We start from the raw sequence: 17,689 nt of genomic DNA on the forward strand, positions 1-17,689 counted from the left end.
CACCAAATGACAACACCGCCGCTTCCCCGGAAACGGGGAGGCGGCGGCGTCGATAAGCAGGCGGTGAAGGGGCCTAGCCGAAGAAGTCGACCAGAGCCTTGGTGACCTGCTCGGGCACCTCGATGGTCGGCACGTGCGCGCCGGGGGAGACCTCCACGTAGGTGGTCTCGCCGGACACGCCTTCGGCGATCGCCTTGAGGGCCGAAGGGGGAGTGGACTGATCGTCGACGCCGGCCAGGACCAGGACGGGGACGGTGATCTCGCCGAGGCGGTCGCGGAAGTCCCAGTGGGCCAGGGCGTCGGAGCAGGAGGCGTAGCCGACGCCGCGGGTGGAGGTGACCATTCGCCGGTACGCGGCGGTCGTCGCCGGGTGGGACTCCTGGAACTCCTTGGTCAGCCAGAAGTCGATGACACCGTCGGCCATCGGCTCGAGGCCCTGGGCGCGGGTGAGCTCGGAACGCGGGTGCCACTTCTCGGTGCCACCGAAGTAGGCGGCGGTGCACAGGAAGGCCGCGCGGGTGACACGAGGGGACGTGGCGGTCAGGTACTGCGCCATCGCGCCGCCCAGGGACAGGCCGACGACCTGGAACTTGTCGACGCCGAGCTCGTCGAGGGTATCCAGGACATCGGCGGCGAGGTGATCGAAGGTGGTCTCACCGGGCTGGACATCCGGGTCCGGGGAACCGCCGTGGCCGCGGTGGTCGAGGGCGATGACGCGGCGGGTCTTCGACAGCTCGTCCAGCTGCGGCAGCCACATGTCGGTGGTGGAGGCGATGGAACCGAGGAAGACGACCGGCTCCGCGTCGGACTCGGGACCGTAGGCAACGTGGTTGAGGATCATGGTTTAGGCCTCCGCCTTCTCGATGACGGCCGCCAGCCCCTGGCCGCCGCCGATGCACATGGTGACCAGGGCGGTCTTCGCGTCGGTACGCGCCAGCTGGTGGGAGGCGGTGACGAGCATGCGGGCGCCGGTCGCGCCGACCGGGTGGCCCAGGGAGATGCCGGAACCCAGCGGGTTGAGACGCTCGTCGTCGGCGGAGATGCCCCACTCGGACAGGACGGACAGGGCCTGGGCGGCGAAGGCCTCGTTGAGCTCGATGAGGTCCATGTCGTCGAGGGTGAGGCCGAGGCGGTCGAGGACCTTCTTGGTGGCCGGGACCGGGCCGATGCCCATGGTCTCCGGGGCGACACCGGCCACGGCCCAGCCGCGCAGCACGACGGACGGGGTGAGGCCCAGCTCCGCGGCCTTGGCGCGGGTGGTGACGATCATCGCGGCGGCGCCGTCGTTCTGGCCGGAGGCGTTGCCGGCGGTGACGGTGGCGTCGGCATCCTGGCGGCCCATGATCGGGCGCAGCTTGGCCAGCTTCTCCAGGGTGGAGTCGGGGCGCGGGTGCTCGTCGGAGTCGACGACCAGCGGGTCACCCTTGCGCTGCGGGACCTCGACGGGCACGATCTCCTCGGCGAAGATGCCGTTCTCCTGCGCGGCGACGGCGCGACTGTGGGACTCGACGGCCATCTCGTCCTGCGCCTCACGGGTGATGGAGTACTCCTCGCGGAGGTTCTCGGCCGTTTCGATCATGCCGCCGGGGATGGGGTGGTTCTTGCCGCCGGCGGTCTCGCGGGCCTCGGCGAGGCGGTCGCGGAAGACCATGTTGCCGCCCTTCTTGCCCCAGCGGACGTCGGCGTCGACGGTGTACTCGGTGCGCGACATGGACTCGGCTCCACCGGCGATGATGACATCGGCGGCACCCGTGGCCACGTGCGCGGCGGCGGTGACCACGGCCTGCAGGCCGGAGCCGCACCGGCGGTCGAGCTGCATGCCCGGGACGGTCTCGCCGAGGCCGGCGTCGAGGGCCACGACACGGCCCAGCGCCGGGGCGGCACCGTTGGGGGAGGCCTGGCCGAGGATGAGGTCGTCGACGTCCGCGGCCTTCAGGCCGGAGCGCTCCATGACGGCCTTGACGACGGTCGCGGCGAGCTGCTGGACGGGGACGCCGACGAACTGCCCGCCGTACGCGCCGACGGCGGTACGCAGCGGGGTGCACAGGACGATGTCGGTGGGCTGATTCTCAGTCATGTGTGGTGTTCCTATCTAGAAGAGTTCGGTGGCCGCCAGGTCGGCGGAGATGAGTTCGGCGGTGTCGATGAGCGCCGGGAGGAAGCGGTCGTGCAGCTCCTCCAGGTCGTGGACCACGGTCTGCGTCGAGACGTTGACCGCCGCCACCACCGTGCCGGCGGGGGAGTGGACGGGCGCCGCGAGGGAACGCAGGCCCGGCTCGAGTTCCTGGTCGACGATGGCGAAGCCCTGCTCGCGGATGCGGTCGAGCTCGGCGCGGAGCGAGGGGGCGTCGACAAGCGTGGACGGCGTGAAGGCCTGGAACTCCACGCTGCCCAGGTAGGCCTCGAGCTCCTCGGGGGGCAGGCCCGCGAGGATGACCCGGCCCATGGAGGTGGCGTAGGCGGGGAAACGGGTGCCGATGGTGATGGACACCGTCATGATGCGCCGCACCGGCACCCGGTTGACGTACACCACGTCCTCCCCGTCGAGCACGGACAGGGAGGAGGATTCGCCGATGTGGCGGGACAGCTCCTCCAGCCGGGGCTGCGCGATGGCGGGCAGGCCGAGGCCGGACATGTAGCTGTAGCCCAGCTCGAGGACCCGGGGGGTGAGCCAGAAATCGGTGCCGTCGGTGCCCGCGTACCCGATGGTCACCAGCGTGTGGAGAAAGCGGCGGGCGGTGGCGCGGGCCAGGCCGGTGGCGTCGGCCACCTGGGCGAGAGTCTGGCGGGGTCGGTCGGCGTTGAACGTCCGGATGACGGCGAGGCCGCGGACGAGCGACTGGACGTTGGGGGTGTCCGGTGTGCCCACGTCCGACTCCTTTCTGTACGGAAAAGCGGTTCGCTTTGTGAACCCTTGTGCATTATCTGAACACCAGTGTACAGTCTGGGCCATGCTTGACAAGACCCTCCCCTCAACTGATGCGGCCGTCGCCGACATCCCCGACGGAGCGACCATCGCCGTCGGCGGATTCGGACTGGTCGGCATCCCCGCCCGTCTCATCGACGCCCTCCGCGAGCAGGGCGCCACCGACCTCACCATCGTGTCCAACAACCTCGGCACCGACGGCTTCGGCCTCGGCCTGCTGCTGGCCGACAAGCGCATCTCCAAGTCCATCGGCTCCTACCTCGGATCCAACAAGGAGTACGCCCGCCAGTACCTCGCCGGAGAGCTCACCGTCGAGTTCACCCCGCAGGGCACCCTCGCTGAGCGCATGCGCGCCGGCGGCGCCGGCATCCCCGCCTTCTACACCACCGCCGGCGTGGGCACCCAGGTCGCCGAGGGCGGCCTCCCGCAGCGCTACAACTCCGACGGCACCGTCGCCGTCACCTCCAAGCCGAAGGAGACCCGCGAGTTCAACGGCCAGCTCTACGTCCTCGAGGAGTCGATCCGCGCGGACTACGCCCTGGTCCACGCAGCCAAGGGCGACCGTTACGGCAACCTCGTCTTCAACAAGACCGCCATGAACTTCAACCCGGACGCCGCCATGTCCGGCAAGGTCACCGTCGCCCAGGTCGAGGAGCTTGTCGACGTCATCGACCCCGAGGACGTCGACCTCCCCGGCATCTTCGTCGACCGCGTCGTCGAAGTGGGCAAGCAGGAAACCGGTATCGAGAACAGGACGGTGAGCAACTGATGACCTGGAACAAGGAACAGATGGCCGCCCGCGTCGCGGAAGAGCTCGTCAACGGCCAGTACGTCAACCTCGGCATCGGCATGCCGACCCTCATCCCGGGCTACCTGCCCGAGGACCTCGAGGTCGTCCTCCACTCCGAGAACGGCATCCTCGGCGTCGGCCCGTACCCGACCGAGGAGACCCTCGACCCCGAGCTCATCAACGCCGGCAAGGAGACCATCACCATCACCGAGGGTGGCTCCTACTTCTCCTCCTCCGACTCCTTCGCCATGATCCGCTCCCGCGCCGTCGACGTCGCCGTCCTCGGCGCCATGGAGGTCTCCCAGTTCGGCGACCTGGCCAACTGGATGATCCCCGGCAAGATGGTCAAGGGCATGGGCGGCGCGATGGACCTCGTCCACGGCGCCCAGAAGATCATCGTCATGATGGACCACACCACCAAGAAGGGCGACTCCAAGGTCCTGCCCGCGTGTGTCCTGCCGCTGACCGGCGCGAAGTGTGTCGACATGATCGTCACCAACTACGCCGTCTTCACCGTCGACGCCCAGGAGGGCCTCACCCTGGTGCAGTGTGCCGAGGGCGAGACCGTCGAGTCCGTCCGCGCGGTCACCGACGCCCCCTTCGAGGTCGCCGTCTAAACAGCAGAGAATCCCGCGAAGCCCTGTCTCCCGTGCGTGGAGCGGGGCTTCGCGGCCTTCTTTGCCGCTTATCGACGCCCCGTGAGGCACCCTCCCCGTGGCAACCACCCACGGTTTGACCCTCCGACTACAGTGGTGGGGAACCTGTCCGAAGTCCGCGTAGAGCAAAGCGAGATAGATACCCCTCATGGCACGCATGCAAGAAAGCGCCGACCTGCTCAAGTGCTCCTTCTGCGGAAAGAGCCAGAAGCAGGTGAAGAAGCTCATCGCCGGTGGCGGCGTGTACATCTGCGACGAGTGCATCGAGCTGTGCAACGAGATCATCGAGGAGGAGCTCGGAGCCGCCCAGGCCGCCGAGCAGAAGGAGGACAAGCTCCCGCGCCCCTCCGAGATCTCCGCCTTCCTGGACAAGTACGTCATCGGCCAGGACAAGGCCAAGCGCATCCTCGCGGTCGCGGTGTACAACCACTACAAGCGCATCCGCACCGAGGAGGCCGCCGCGGCGACGACGGGGCGTCGTAAGAAGGACGACGTCGAGATCGCGAAGTCCAACATTCTGCTCCTCGGCCCCACCGGCTCCGGCAAGACCTACCTCGCGCAGACCCTGGCCCGCATGCTCAACGTGCCCTTCGCCATCGCCGACGCCACCTCCCTCACCGAGGCCGGCTACGTCGGCGAGGACGTGGAGAACATCCTGCTCAAGCTGCTGCAGGCCGCCGACTTCGACGTGCCCCGCGCCCAGCGCGGCATCATCTACGTCGACGAGGTGGACAAGATCTCCCGGAAGTCCGACAACCCGTCGATCACCCGCGACGTCTCCGGCGAGGGCGTCCAGCAGGCGCTGCTGAAGATCCTCGAGGGCACCACCGCCTCCATCCCGCCGCAGGGTGGGCGCAAGCACCCCAACCAGGAGTTCATCCAGCTCGACACCTCCAACATCTTGTTCATCGTCGCCGGTGCCTTCGCGGGCCTGGAGAAGGTCATCCAGGAGCGCGTCGGCAAGAAGGGCCTCGGCTTCGGCGCGGAGATCGAGTCCGCCACCGACCGCGAGAAGACCGACCTCTTCGAGCAGGTCCGCCCCGAGGACCTGGTGAAGTTCGGCCTCATCCCCGAGTTCATCGGGCGTCTGCCGATCGTCGCCACCGTGGACAACCTCGACCGCGAGTCCCTCGTGCAGGTCCTCACCGAGCCGAAGAACTCCCTGGTCAAGCAGTACCAGCGCCTCTTCGAGATGGACGACGTGCAGCTCAGCTTCTCCCCGGACTCCCTCGAGGTCATCGCCGAACTGGCCCTCGAGCGCGGCACCGGTGCCCGTGGCCTCCGCGCCATCATGGAGGAGCTCCTCGTGCCGGTCATGTACGACATCCCCGACCGTGACGACGTCGCCGAGGTCCTCATCACCGCCGACGTCGTCCGCGGCGAGGCCGAGCCGGAGCTGGTCCTCGAGGGCGAGCAGCAGGAGACCGCGTAGGCGCGACCGCTGCGAAATCACGCGGTCGAATCCAGGGTCCTTTCGAACCCGGGGGTACTGAACTCGACAGGGTGAATTCGCCACCGACAACGACACCGCCCCGGCCCCTCCGGGTGCAGGAGGGGCCGGGGCGGCGTCGATAAGCTAGTTGAACAGGGCCGGCAGCTCCTGGGACAGGACGAACACGCCCATCACCAGGACGAAGATGCCGAAGCCCTTGCGCAGGGCCTTCTCCGGGACGACCTTGGTCAGGCGTGCGCCGATGAGGGCACCGACGAGCGCCATGCCCGTCACCGACAGGACCAGCGGCCAGTCGAGGGAGACGGTGGTCAGGTAGCCGGCGAGCCCGGCGAAGGACTTCATCGAGATGACCAGCAGCGACGTGCCCACCGCCACCGGCATGCTCAGCCCGCCGAGCAGGGCCAGCGCCGGGACGACGAGGAAACCGCCGCCCGCGCCGACAAGACCGGTGACCAGGCCGACGACGAGACCCTCGATGAGGATCTTGCCCAGCGGCAGCGTCGTCGGTCCCTCGCCCTCGCGCTTCCTGCGGCCGCGGAGCATGGCCACGGCGGTGGCGATCATCATGGCGGCGAAGGCCAGCATGAGGATGACGCCGGGGATTTGCCCGCCGAGCAGGCCACCGAGGAAGGCACCCGCCATGGAGGCGACACCGAAGATGAGTCCGGTGCGCCACTGCACGTTGCCCATGCGGGCGTGGGTGAGGGTGGACAGCACGGAGGTGGCTCCGACGACGAAGAGTGACGCGGCGATGGCCTCCTTGGGGTCCATGCCCGCCACGTAGGTGAGCAGCGGGACAGTGAGGATCGATCCGCCACCGCCGAGCAGACCCAGGGAGAGTCCGATGGCGATGGCGAGGATCAGAACCGCAATGAGGGTTCCGGACACGGCTTACTTCTTGTTCTGGTGATCGAGGTAACCCAGGTAGGAGCCCTCGAGCTCCTGGACGTCGTAGCCCTTGCGGCGGAGCGCGGAGGCGGCGACCGAGTTACGGACACCGGACTGGCAGTAGGAGATGATCGTGGACTCGCCCGGGGCGGGCAGCTCGTCGAGGTTCCACAGGACGCGGCCGCCGGAGAGCTGGTAGGAGCCCGGGATGTGGCCGTCGGCGTGCTCGGTCTTGTTGCGCAGGTCGAGCAGCATGTCCGGGGCGGCGTCGAAGAGCTTGTCCTGGGAGAGGACCTCCGGGGTGACCATGGGCAGGCCGTCGAAGCCGGTGATGAAGCCGGTGATCTCGTCGATGCCGACGCGGATGAAGTGGTCGCGGTACTCGGCGGCCTCCTCGGCATCGGCGGCCAGGACGATGAGGTCCGCGGTGTCGGTCTCCGGGTCGTAGACCCAGGAGCCGTAGGTGGCGGCCTTGGCCAGGCCCGGGACGTTGACGGCGTCCTTGACGGTGCCCTCGTGGACCTCGCTGTGGTGGCGGGTGTCGACGACGATCGCGTCACCCGACTCGATGCGGTCCGCCAGCTCGGCGGCCTCGACCTCGGGCAGCTCCGGCAGCGGGTAACCGAGGACGGCCGGGCCGGACTTGTTCTGGCGCTTCATGCGGCCGAAGTAGGCGTGGGCGTCGGGCTGGCCGTCGAGCAGCTCGTCGACGAAGCCCTGCTCGTCGTCGTTCTTCAGGTAGGGGGCCCACCAGGCGTAGTTGCGCTCGTAACCGACCGTGGTCGACGGCAGGGCGCCGAGGGCCTTGCCGCAGGCGGAGCCGGCGCCGTGGGCGGGGTAGACCTGGACATGGTCGTCGAGCTGGAGGAAAACCTCCTTGAGGCTGCGGAAGATGTCCTTCGCGCCACCGAAACGCGTATCGACGCCGCCGGCGGCCTCGTCGAGCAGGTCCGGGCGGCCGAGGTCGCCGGAGAAGATGAAGTCACCGGAGAGCATGTAGCCCGGGGTGTCGGCGAAGGCGCCGTCGGTGATGAGGAAGGAGAGGTGCTCCGGGGTGTGGCCCGGGGTGTGGCGCGCCTCGATGGTGATGTTGCCGATCTGGATCGTGTCCTTGTCGTACATCAGCTCGCCCTCGAAGCCGTACTGCCAGTCCTCGCCGCCCTCGCCCGAGAGGTAGATCTTGGCGCCGGTGGCGGCGGCCAGCTCGCGGGTGCCCGAGAGGTAATCAGCGTGGATGTGGGTCTCGGTGACCGCGACGATCTCCATGCCGTGGTGCTCGGCGAGGTCGAGGTACTCGGTGATGTCACGGCGGGCGTCGACGACGACGGCGGTGTTCTGGGCCTGGCAGCCGATGAAGTAGCTGGCCTGCGCGAGGTCCTCGTCATAGAAACGTTCGAGAAGCATGGTGGTCACTCCTGGGGTTGAATAAATATCCGTTTGGATGTGACACTACCATGCCATATACCCCAGGGGGTATCAAGTATGACGAAGAAAAAGCCAGCTAAAGGTGATTTTATTCTTGTTCGGTGAGCTCGTCGTAGATGCCCAGGCCGGACTGCGAGTCCTCGTCCATGCGGTCCGCGGTGAGGTAGCTGTCGTGCCCCGAGTCCGCGATGTTCGCGGTGAGCAGCGCCAGCACCGAGTCAACGGCCATCCGGTGCAGACCGTCCGTGTTGTCCTCACTGCACGTGTCGACGTCGATGAGGTTCACCATGAGATCCCGGTTGTTCACCCGCGCGAACGCCAGGGAGGAGATGAGGAAGAAGATGTCCTCGGCGCTGATGCCCGGGCGGAAGGCTCCCGAATCCTGGCCCTGCATGAGCAGCTTGTCCAGCTGGAGCAGGACCTGCGTGCCCGGGATGAGGGTGGCCACGCCGGTGAGATTGAGCACACGGTGCAGGCACTCATGCTGTAGAAGGCGCAGTGATTCCGGATGGCGGAGCATCGTGAGGTACACCGCATCGACCACCCGGGTCACCCCCTCCACCGGGACGAGCGTGTCGCTGTGGAGCTCCTCCGCCGGGGGCTGGATCCGCAGGGCGGCCTCCGTGAGGCAGCGCAGGTAGAGGCCCTTCTTGTCGCCGAAGTGGTAGTGGATCATCCGCTTCGACATGCCCGACATCTTCGCGATGGTCTCCAGGCGGGTCTCCTGGAATCCCTGCTCCGCGAACTGACCGATGGCGATGTCGACGACGGAGTCCAGGGAGGTGGTGTCGTCGAGAAGCGTCAGATCGTCGTCGTGCATGGCTGGGTGCCCTCCGGGAGTGTGGGTCGGGGTGGGGATGGGGGAGGCGCGGGGTGTGCGTCGACCACCATCGTGCCCGATTGGTGGTCTGACCGTGGGGCTGCCGACCAACAAAAGTTGCACACCACCCGATTCCGGGGCCGCTTTCCTGCGGAAACAGCCGCTTCCTCCGGGCTGTTACGCCCATCCGGGGGTGCCTGCCGCGAACGGCCCGAGACGCTAGACTCGGCGGCGTTGGTGCCCTCCCACGAAAGGAACCCCGTATGTCCCAGAACCCCGTGAAGATCGCCGTCACCGGTGCCGCCGGAAACATCGCCTACTCCCTGCTGTGGCGCATCGCCGCCGGCGACGTCTACGGCCACGACACCCCGATCGAGCTGACCCTCCTGGAGATCCCGGACGCCCTCCGTGGGGCCGAGGGTGTCGCCATGGAGCTCAACGACTCCGCTTTCCCGCTCCTGCGCAACATCACCATCACCGATAAGGCCGAGACCGCCTTCGACGGTGCCAACGCCGCCTTCCTCGTCGGCGCGAAGCCGCGCGGTGCCGGTGAGGAGCGCGCTGACCTGCTCAAGAACAACGGCGGCATCTTCGGCCCGCAGGGCAAGGCCATCAACGACCACGCCGCAGACGACGTCCGTGTCCTCGTCGTGGGCAACCCGGCGAACACCAACGCCCTCATCGCCCAGCGCAACGCCCCGGACGTCCCGGCCGAGCGCTTCACCGCCCTCATGCGCCTGGACCACTCCCGCGCCCTGTCCCAGCTGGCCGAGAAGCTCGGCGTGCTGACCACGGACTTCGAGGACGTCGTCGTGTGGGGTAACCACTCCGCCACCCAGTTCCCGGACATCACTTTCGCCACCGTCAAGGGCGAGCCGGTCATCGACAAGGTCGACCACGACTGGTACGTCAACGAGTTCATCCCGCGCGTGGCCAAGCGTGGCGCCGAGATCATCGACGTCCGCGGCAAGTCCTCCGCCGCCTCCGCCGCCTCCGCAGCGATCGACCACATGCGTGACTGGGTCCAGGGCACCGAGCAGTGGGCCTCCGCCGCTCTGCCGTCCGACGGTTCCTACGGCATCGACGAGGGCCTCGTGGCCGGTCTGCCGACCGTCTCCCGCAACGGACAGTGGGAGATCGTCCAGGGTCTGGAGCTCAACGATTTCCAGCGGGAGATGATCGCCAGGAACGTCGCCGAGCTCAAGGCCGAGCGCGACGCGGTGGCCAACCTGCTCAAGTAGCATCTGCGCTCATTCCCGGTAGTGTTCTGGGGCATGCGCTTCGGGATTGATTTCGGCACCACCCGCACTGTGATTGCGGCCGTTGACCGCGGGAACTATCCCGTGGTCAACGTCGTCGACACCGACGGAGACCCACGGGAGTACATTCCCTCGGTCGTCGCCCTGGACGGCGACCGCCTGGTCGGCGGGTGGGAGGCCCTGGCGGTCGACAACCCGACCGTCACCCGCTCCTTCAAGCGGCTGCTCAGCTCGGGCAGCGTCACCGCCGACACCCCCGTGCCGATGGGCAGCCGGGAACGCCTCCTCGGGGATGTGCTCGCGACCTTCGCGGACGGCGTCGTCAGGCATCTGCGGGCCCACGCCGGCGGGGAGTCGATCGAGATCGTCCTCGGCGTGCCCGCCAACGCGCGTTCCGCGCAGCGTCTGCTCACCCTCGATGCTTTCCGACGTGCCGGGGCCGACGTCCTCGGTATGGTCAACGAGCCCTCGGCCGCCGCCTTCGAGTACACGCACCGGCACGCCCGCACGCTGACGGCCCGCCGGTCGAGCGTCATCGTCTACGACCTCGGTGGCGGCACCTTCGACGTCACGCTCATGCGTATCGACGGCACCGAGCACGTCGTCGAGACCTCCCTCGGCATCTCCCGCCTCGGCGGCGACGACTTCGACGAGGCCCTCGCCGACCTGGCCCTGACCACCGCCGGCCGCGCCGACGACGTCTTCGGCCGCCGCGCCCGCCAGAAGCTTCTCGACGAGGCCCGCACCGCCAAGGAGCAGCTCAAGCCGCAGTCGCGCCGCATCATCATGGAGCTCGGCGACGACGACGTCATCGTCCCCGTGCCCGAGTACTACGCCACCGTCACCGGCCTCGTCGAGCAGACCCTCGAGGCCATGGCCCCGCTCATCGGCGCCGACGAGTCCCTGGCCGACACCGACATCGCCGGCGTCTACCTCGTCGGCGGTGCCAGCGCCCTGCCGCTCGTGCCCCGCATGCTGCGCGAGCGCTTCGGCCGCCGCGTCCACCGCTCGCCGCTGCCCACCGCCTCCACCGCCGTCGGCCTGGCGATCGCCGCCGACCCGGACTCCGACTACCTCCTGCGCGACCGTCTCTCCCGCGGCATCGGTGTCTTCCGCGAGCGCGACGCCGGCGCGGCCGTGAGCTTCGACACCCTCGTCGGCCCGGAGGCCCAGGCCGACGCCGGGGAGGCCATCACGGTCACCCGCCGCTACCGCGCCGCCCACAACGTCGGCTGGTTCCGCTACGTCGAGTACTCCGCCCTCGAGGCCGATTCCGCGCAGCCCGGCGACCTCACCCTGCTGGCCGAGGTGGTCGTCCCCTTCGACCCGGCGCTGCGCTCGCTCACCGACGCCGAGCTGCTCGCCACCCCGGTCGAGCGACAGGAGAACGGCCCCGAGGTCATCGAGACCGTGCGCATCGACCCCAACGGCATCGCGTCGATCAGCATCCAGTGCCCGGAGGACGGCTTCGAGGTCACCGCGACGGTGTCCGTGGGGGAGTGAGCGGAGCCACCCCCTCGTCGAGCCACAGCGCCACCGTGCGGCCGCCGGCGAGGTGGATCTCCACATTGGTTCCCTCCGGCCCGCCCAGGATGAGCCCCTCGCGCCGGGCCGCAAAGCCCCGTACCTCCCTGACCGCCACGATGTCCGTGGCCGGCACCCGGAGGACCTCCGTGCGCCCCTCCCGCAGGACGAGGTCCTCGCCGAGATAGTGCGGGTGAACGACCCGCCCGGCGAGGTATCCCCACAGCAGCGGGATCGAGTACAGGGAGCCGAGGAGGAGCAGCAGGCGCAGCCAGGGCCACGGCACGAGCAGTTCGATGACGATGATCTCGATGACGATCGCCACCGTGAACATCGCCGGGAGGTGCCACCACCTGGTCCGCGCGGGCAACTGTCCCAGGTCGGCGTGTGGCGCGGATCTCGTGGAGGAGGATCCGCACCGGCAGCGGCCGGATCCCCCGGCGCAGGGAACTCCACACGTAGGTTCCGCCCAGGGCTGCCTCCACCGCGAGGAAGAGGGCCACCGCGCCGACCCCGGAGACCCGCCCCGTCCACCAGAGCCAGGCGTCGGCAAGCGCGACGGCCACCACCGCCACCGGCAGTAGCCGCCTCACAGCGCACCCGCCAGTTCGGCCAGGGCCCGGGACTGGGCACCGCGGGTCGTGATGTCGCGGGTGGTCAGCGGAGCATCGCCCGGGGTGAGGGTGGGGAGGACGCCGTCGGTGATCCCGCGGAGCGTCCGCAGCTCGGCGATGATGTCGTCGGCGTCCGCCGGGGCCGTGTCGCCGAGCTCCTCCCACAGGTCCCGGAAGCGCCGGGTCTCCGCGCGCCGGGCCGGCTCGGCCAGGTTGCGGCGCAGCACCTCCCACGTCTCCGGGGAGGCCACCCCGGTGAGCCCCATGAGGTCGAGAGCGTCGATCTCCATCCGGGCGGGGGCACCGTCTCCGAGCAGTTCCCGGATCCGGAGCGGAGGATGGCGAGCTGGGAGTCGATGCGGTGGAGGGCGGCGTCGATAAGCGAGGACGAGTCGGAACGGATGTCGGCGAGGGTGATGCCGTCGTCGACGAGCGCACGGACGCGCAGCAGCGCGGCCAGGTCCGCGAGACCGTAATCGCGGTAACCGCCGGCGGTGCGAGCAGGCTCCGGCAGCGCCCCGGAGGCGTGGTAATGACGCACCGCGCGGACCGAACAACCGGCGGCGCGGGCGACCTCGGAGATTCTCATGGCACCAGCATGAACCATGACGTCACGTGAGGGTCAAGGCCCGAGCGGCGGGCGCTATGATTGTGCGAGTGACCGACCAGACCAAGGGGAATGAGAACTGATGGGTAAGAACCGAGCAGACGCACTGCCGAAGTCCTGGGATCCGCAGTCGGTGGAGGCCGGGCTGTACCAGGGCTGGGTCGACGCCGGACATTTCACGGCCGACCCGGGAAGCGACAAGCCGGCGTACTCCATCGTCCTCCCGCCGCCGAACGTCACCGGCCAGCTCCACATGGGCCACGCGCTCGACCACACTCTCATGGACGCGCTCGCGCGCCGCAAGCGCATGCAGGGCTACGAGGTGCTGTGGCTGCCGGGCATGGACCACGCGGGTATCGCGACCCAGACCAAGGTCGAGACGATGCTCAAGGAGACCGAGGGCAAGGACCGCTACGACTACGGCCGTGAGGAGTTCATCTCCAAGGTGTGGGAGTGGAAGGAGCAGTACGGCGGCGCCATCGCCGACCAGATGCGCGCCATCGGTGATTCCGTCGACTGGTCCCGCGAGCGCTTCACCCTCGACGAGGGCCTGTCCCGCGCCGTGCAGACCATCTTCAAGGAGCTCTACGACCGCGGGCTCATCTACCGTGCGAACCGCCTGGTCAACTGGTCCCCGGTGCTCGAGACCGCCGTCTCCGACATCGAGGTCGTGTACAAGGACGTCGAGGGCGAGCTGGTGTCCTTCCGCTACGGCTCGATGGATGACTCCGAGCCGCACATCGTCGTCGCCACCACCCGCATGGAGACGATGCTCGGCGACGTCGCCATCGCCGTCCACCCGGACGACGCCCGCTACGCCGACCTCGTCGGCCGGACCCTGCCGCACCCCTTCCGCGACGACCTCTCCCTCATCGTCGTCGCCGACGACTACGTCGACCCCGAGTTCGGCTCCGGCGCCGTGAAGATCACCCCGGCGCACGACCCCAACGACTACGCCCTCGGCCTGCGCCACGACCTCGACATGCCCACGATCATGGACGAGACCGGCCGCATCTGCGACACCGGCACCCGCTTCGACGGCATGACCCGCGAGGAGGCCCGCGTCGCCGTCCGCGAGGCGCTGGCCGAGCAGGGCCGCATCGTCGCCGAGAAGCGCCCCTACCTGCACTCCGTCGGCCACTCCGAGCGCTCCGGCGAGGCCATCGAGCCGCGCCTGTCGCTGCAGTGGTTCGTCAAGGTCGAGGAGCTGGCCGCGATGGCCGGCGACGCCATCCGCGAAGGCGACACCACCGTCCACCCCACGTCCATGGAGCCCCGCTACTTCGAGTGGGTCGACAACATGCACGACTGGACGATCTCCCGCCAGCTGTGGTGGGGCCACCGCATCCCGATCTGGTACGGACCGGACGGGGAGATCGTCTGCGTCGGCCCCGACGAGCAGGCCCCCGAGGGCTACACCCAGGATCCCGACGTCCTGGACACCTGGTTCTCCTCCGCCCTGTGGCCCTTCTCCACCATGGGCTGGCCGGAGAAGACCCCGGAGCTGGCCAAGTTCTACCCGACGTCCGTGCTGGTCACCGCCTACGACATCCTGTTCTTCTGGGTGGCCCGCATGATGATGTTCGGCACCTTCGCCGCGCAGATCACCCCGGAGGTGCTCGGCACCGGCCGGGACGGACGCCCGGAGATCCCCTTCACCGACCTCTTCCTCCACGGCCTCGTCCGCGACGAGCACGGCCGCAAGATGTCCAAGTCCCTCGGCAACGGCATTGACCCCATGGACTGGGTCCGCGAGTACGGCGCCGACGCCCTGCGTTTCACCCTGGCCCGCGGCGCCAACCCGGGCGTCGATCTGCCCGTCGGCGAGGACGCCGCCCAGTCGTCGCGCAACTTCGCCACCAAGCTGTTCAACGCGACCAAGTTCGCGCTGCTCAACGGTGCCGAGGTCGGCCCGCTCCCGGCCCGCGAAGAACTTACCGACGCCGACCGCTGGATCCTCGACCGCCTCGAGGAGGTCCGCGCCAGCGTCGACACCTTCCTCGACGACTACCAGTTCGCCAAGGCCAACGAGGAGCTCTACCACTTCGCGTGGGACGAGGTCTGCGACTGGTACCTCGAGATCGCCAAGACCCAGATCCCGCGCGAGGGCTCCACGCCGCAGGGCGAGAACACCCAGATCGTCCTCGGCCGCGTCCTCGACGTGGTCCTGCGTCTGCTGCACCCGGCGATGCCGTTCGTCACCGAGGTCCTGTGGAAGGCACTGACCGAGCAGGACACCATCGTCACCGCCCCGTGGCCCACCGCCGACGACACCAACGGCGGCGCCCCCACCGACGAGACCGCCGTCCGCCGCATCGCCGACGCCGAGAAGCTCATCACCGAGATCCGCCGCTTCCGCTCCGACCAGGGCGTCAAGCCCTCCCAGCCGGTCCCGGCCTCGATCGACTTCGCCGCCGCCGACCTAGCCGAGCAGGAGGACCTCGTCCGCGCCCTGGCCCGTGTCACCGCCCCGGAGGAGGGCTTTGCGGAGTCCGCCTCCATCGAGCTGCGCCTGTCCCAGGCCACCATCGCCGTCGCCCTGGACACCTCCGGCACCGTCGACGTCGAGGCCGAGCGCAAGCGACTCGAGAAGGATCTCGCCGCCGCGCACAAGGAGCTCGAGGGCACCGCCAAGAAGCTCGGCAACGAGGCCTTCCTGGCGAAGGCCCCGGAGGCCGTCGTGGACAAGATCCGCACCCGTCAGCAGGTCGCCCAGGAGGAGGTCGAGCGCATCACCGCCCGTCTGGAGGCCCTCAAGTGAGCCGCGAGGAGGACATCCTCAACAACGCCGCCGACGACGAGGACCTCGAGGATCTGGCCGACCTCAACGACGCCGTCGAGGTGACCGATCAGGGGCTGAAGCTCAACATCGAGCTCGGCGACGTCGTCAAGCCGGAACCGGTGGAGATCACCCCCGAGGACCTCGCCGAGCTGGCCGCCGTCGAGGCGGAGCTGGACACCCGCTGGCCCGAGACCAAGATCGACCCGTCGCTCGAGCGGATCGAGCTGCTCATGGACCTGCTCGGTTCGCCGCAGCACTCCTTCCCGGCGATCCACGTCTCCGGCACCAACGGCAAGACCTCCACGGTGCGCATGATCGAGTCGCTGCTGCGCGCCTTCCACCGCCGCACCGGCCGCACCACCAGCCCGCACCTGCAGCTGGTCACCGAGCGCATCGGCATCGACGGCCTGCCCATCCACCCGCGCGACTACGTGCGTACCTGGCGGGAGATCCAGCCCTACGTCGAGCTTGTCGACGACAAGGCCGGCCGCATGTCCAAGTTCGAGGTCCTCACCGCCATGGCGTACGCCGCGTTCGCCGACGCCCCCGTCGACGTCGCCGTCGTCGAGGTCGGCATGGGCGGCACCTGGGACGCCACCAACGTCATCCAGTCGGACGTCGCCGTCGTCATGCCCGTCGGCATGGACCACACCGACTACCTCGGCGACACCATCGAGGAGATCGCCGCCGAAAAGGCCGGCATCATCAAGTCCCGCTGGGACACCGGGGACCTGCTCACCCCGCCGGACAACGTCGCCATCGTCGCCGAGCAGGACCCGGCCGCGATGCAGGTCATCCTGCAGCGTGCCGTCGAGGTCGACGCCGCCGTCGCCCGTGCGGGTGCCGAGTTCGGCGTCGTCTCCGCCACCGTCGCCGTCGGCGGCCAGCAGCTCACCCTGCGCGGCCTCGGCGGCGAGTACGAGGACATCTTCCTGCCCCTGTCCGGCGAGCACCAGGCCCGCAACGCCGCCGTCGCGTTGGCCGCGGTGGAGGCGTTCTTCGGGGCGGGCGCCGGCCGGCCGCTGGACGTGGCGTCGGTACGCAACGGCTTCGCCCAGGTACAGTCCCCGGGCCGCCTCGAGCGCGTCCGCACCTCGCCGACCACGTTCGTCGACGCCGCCCACAACCCCCACGGCGCCACCGCCCTGGGCGCGGCACTGGACCGCGACTTCGACTTCCAGCGCCTCATCGGCGTCGTCGGCGTGCTCGACGACAAGGACGCCCGCGGAATCCTCGTGGCGCTGGAGCCGTACCTCTCCGAGGTCGTCATCACCCGGAATTCCTCCCCCCGGGCGTTGGATGCGTACGATCTTGCCGAGTACGCCCGTGACATCTTCGGTGAGGAACGCGTCCACGTGGACGAGAACCTCGCCGGTGCCTACGAGCTGGCGGTCGAACTGGCCGAGGACGCAGACATCCAGTCGGGTGCCGGGGTCGTCGTCACCGGTTCGGTGGTCACCGCGGGCGAGGCCCGTACCCTCTTCGGAAAGGACCCCGCATGAGCCAGGCAGAACAGCCCGAGGTCAGCCCCCTCGGCCCCGGCCACGCCCCGGAAAAGGACCCGATGAAGGGCATCCGCGGCGTCATGGCCGGCACGCTCTTCCTCGAGGCGATCACGATCCTGCTCATCCTCACCGTGATCCTCAAGGTCAACGACGGCGTCTACTGGACGACCTTCAACTGGGGATTCATCACCGCCGTCGGCGTCGCCCACATCCTCATGGCGTTCCTGCAGCGCTTCTCCTGGGCGCTGCCGGTCAACCTGGTACTCCAGGCCGTGCTCCTCATCGGCGGGTTCTTCGTGCACTACTCCGCGGTGATGGTGGCGATCATCTTCATCATCGTCTGGTGGTACCTGCTGCACCTGCGTTCCACGCTCATCGAGCGCATGAAGCGCGGCTGGCTGACCACCCAGCACCTGTAGGCGCGGTAAAACGTACCGCGA

Annotated in this window: 16 protein-coding genes and 1 pseudogene; 8 read left to right on the forward strand and 9 right to left on the reverse strand. The window is 68.9% G+C overall.

The features are described 5' to 3' along the window. Positions 1–73: 73 nt before the first annotated feature. From B9Y70_RS00695 to B9Y70_RS00705, 3 genes are read right to left on the reverse strand one after another with little or no spacing between them, the layout of a single operon-like run. Positions 74–841, reverse strand: coding sequence for an alpha/beta fold hydrolase (locus tag B9Y70_RS00695; protein WP_085548336.1), 768 nt, complete (start codon positions 839–841; stop codon positions 74–76). Positions 842–844: 3 nt separating this feature from the next. After that, positions 845–2,077 (reverse strand): acetyl-CoA C-acetyltransferase, encoded by a 1,233-nt coding sequence (locus B9Y70_RS00700; protein WP_085548337.1) that lies wholly within the window; start codon positions 2,075–2,077, stop codon positions 845–847. A 15-nt stretch (positions 2,078–2,092) separates the two neighbouring features. Beyond that, entirely contained in the window at positions 2,093–2,869 is a 777-nt protein-coding gene (locus B9Y70_RS00705) for an IclR family transcriptional regulator domain-containing protein (protein WP_240309074.1), read from the reverse strand. 82 nt (positions 2,870–2,951) lie between these two features. On the opposite strand from B9Y70_RS00705, the gene B9Y70_RS00710 reads away from it, so the two are divergent. The 3 genes from B9Y70_RS00710 to clpX all read left to right on the forward strand — a co-directional run bounded on the left by B9Y70_RS00710 (position 2,952) and on the right by clpX (position 5,804). Beyond that, positions 2,952–3,695: a CoA transferase subunit A gene (locus tag B9Y70_RS00710; protein WP_085548339.1), complete on the forward strand. Its 744-nt coding sequence runs from the start codon at positions 2,952–2,954 to the stop codon at positions 3,693–3,695. Beyond that, the gene (locus tag B9Y70_RS00715; protein ID WP_085548340.1) at positions 3,695–4,333 is read left to right on the forward strand and encodes a 3-oxoacid CoA-transferase subunit B; all 639 of its coding nucleotides are present in this window, start codon (positions 3,695–3,697) and stop codon (positions 4,331–4,333) included. The genes B9Y70_RS00710 and B9Y70_RS00715 overlap by 1 nt, the downstream gene beginning before the upstream one ends. A 187-nt stretch (positions 4,334–4,520) precedes the next feature. Then, complete coding sequence (clpX, locus tag B9Y70_RS00720) at positions 4,521–5,804, forward strand: ATP-dependent Clp protease ATP-binding subunit ClpX (RefSeq protein ID WP_085548341.1); 1,284 nt, start codon at positions 4,521–4,523, stop codon at positions 5,802–5,804. Positions 5,805–5,948: 144 nt separating this feature from the next. On the opposite strand, the gene B9Y70_RS00725 is transcribed toward clpX, so the two are convergent. The 3 genes from B9Y70_RS00725 to B9Y70_RS00735 all read right to left on the reverse strand — a co-directional run bounded on the left by B9Y70_RS00725 (position 5,949) and on the right by B9Y70_RS00735 (position 8,958). Further along, positions 5,949–6,713: a sulfite exporter TauE/SafE family protein gene (locus tag B9Y70_RS00725; RefSeq protein WP_085548342.1), complete on the reverse strand. Its 765-nt coding sequence runs from the start codon at positions 6,711–6,713 to the stop codon at positions 5,949–5,951. A gap of 3 nt (positions 6,714–6,716) precedes the next feature. Next, positions 6,717–8,117 (reverse strand): MBL fold metallo-hydrolase, encoded by a 1,401-nt coding sequence (locus B9Y70_RS00730; protein ID WP_085548343.1) that lies wholly within the window; start codon positions 8,115–8,117, stop codon positions 6,717–6,719. 109 nt (positions 8,118–8,226) lie between these two features. Beyond that, a complete protein-coding gene (locus B9Y70_RS00735) occupies positions 8,227–8,958 on the reverse strand; it encodes a TetR/AcrR family transcriptional regulator (RefSeq protein WP_085548344.1) in 732 nt (243 codons plus the stop codon). 263 nt (positions 8,959–9,221) lie between these two features. Between B9Y70_RS00735 and B9Y70_RS00740 the strand changes: the two genes are divergently transcribed. Both B9Y70_RS00740 and B9Y70_RS00745 read left to right on the forward strand, forming a co-directional pair. Continuing rightward, positions 9,222–10,199 (forward strand): malate dehydrogenase, encoded by a 978-nt coding sequence (locus B9Y70_RS00740; protein WP_085548345.1) that lies wholly within the window; start codon positions 9,222–9,224, stop codon positions 10,197–10,199. Positions 10,200–10,232: 33 nt separating this feature from the next. Next, a complete protein-coding gene (locus tag B9Y70_RS00745; RefSeq protein ID WP_085548796.1) occupies positions 10,233–11,720 on the forward strand; it encodes an Hsp70 family protein in 1,488 nt (495 codons plus the stop codon). Here the strand turns inward: B9Y70_RS00745 and B9Y70_RS00750 are convergent. The 3 genes and pseudogenes from B9Y70_RS00750 to B9Y70_RS12965 form a co-directional block, all read right to left on the reverse strand. Next, positions 11,692–12,066 (reverse strand): hypothetical protein, encoded by a 375-nt coding sequence (locus B9Y70_RS00750; RefSeq protein ID WP_159449755.1) that lies wholly within the window; start codon positions 12,064–12,066, stop codon positions 11,692–11,694. The two genes, B9Y70_RS00745 and B9Y70_RS00750, sit on opposite strands and share 29 nt — an antisense overlap. 264 nt (positions 12,067–12,330) lie before the next feature. Further along, the gene (locus tag B9Y70_RS12960) at positions 12,331–12,645 is read right to left on the reverse strand and encodes a hypothetical protein (protein WP_240309121.1); all 315 of its coding nucleotides are present in this window, start codon (positions 12,643–12,645) and stop codon (positions 12,331–12,333) included. 167 nt (positions 12,646–12,812) lie between these two features. Further along, positions 12,813–12,962: pseudogene (locus B9Y70_RS12965) on the reverse strand (MerR family DNA-binding transcriptional regulator); the annotation flags it as partial. 82 nt (positions 12,963–13,044) lie between these two features. On the opposite strand from B9Y70_RS12965, the gene B9Y70_RS00760 reads away from it, so the two are divergent. The 3 genes from B9Y70_RS00760 to B9Y70_RS00770 all read left to right on the forward strand — a co-directional run bounded on the left by B9Y70_RS00760 (position 13,045) and on the right by B9Y70_RS00770 (position 17,668). Continuing rightward, positions 13,045–15,723 carry a valine--tRNA ligase gene (locus B9Y70_RS00760; RefSeq protein ID WP_085548348.1) on the forward strand — a complete coding sequence of 893 codons (2,679 nt, stop codon included), beginning with the start codon at positions 13,045–13,047 and terminating at the stop codon, positions 15,721–15,723. Positions 15,724–15,803: 80 nt separating this feature from the next. Then, positions 15,804–17,246 (forward strand): bifunctional tetrahydrofolate synthase/dihydrofolate synthase, encoded by a 1,443-nt coding sequence (gene folC, locus B9Y70_RS00765; protein ID WP_420838422.1) that lies wholly within the window; start codon positions 15,804–15,806, stop codon positions 17,244–17,246. Further along, on the forward strand, positions 17,243–17,668 hold the full coding sequence (locus tag B9Y70_RS00770) for a DUF4233 domain-containing protein (protein ID WP_085548350.1): 426 nt from the start codon (positions 17,243–17,245) through the stop codon (positions 17,666–17,668). The genes folC and B9Y70_RS00770 overlap by 4 nt, the downstream gene beginning before the upstream one ends. The last annotated feature ends 21 nt before the right edge of the window (positions 17,669–17,689 follow it).

Source organism: Corynebacterium pollutisoli, from assembly GCF_900177745.1.
Lineage (GTDB): Bacteria > Actinomycetota > Actinomycetes > Mycobacteriales > Mycobacteriaceae > Corynebacterium > Corynebacterium pollutisoli.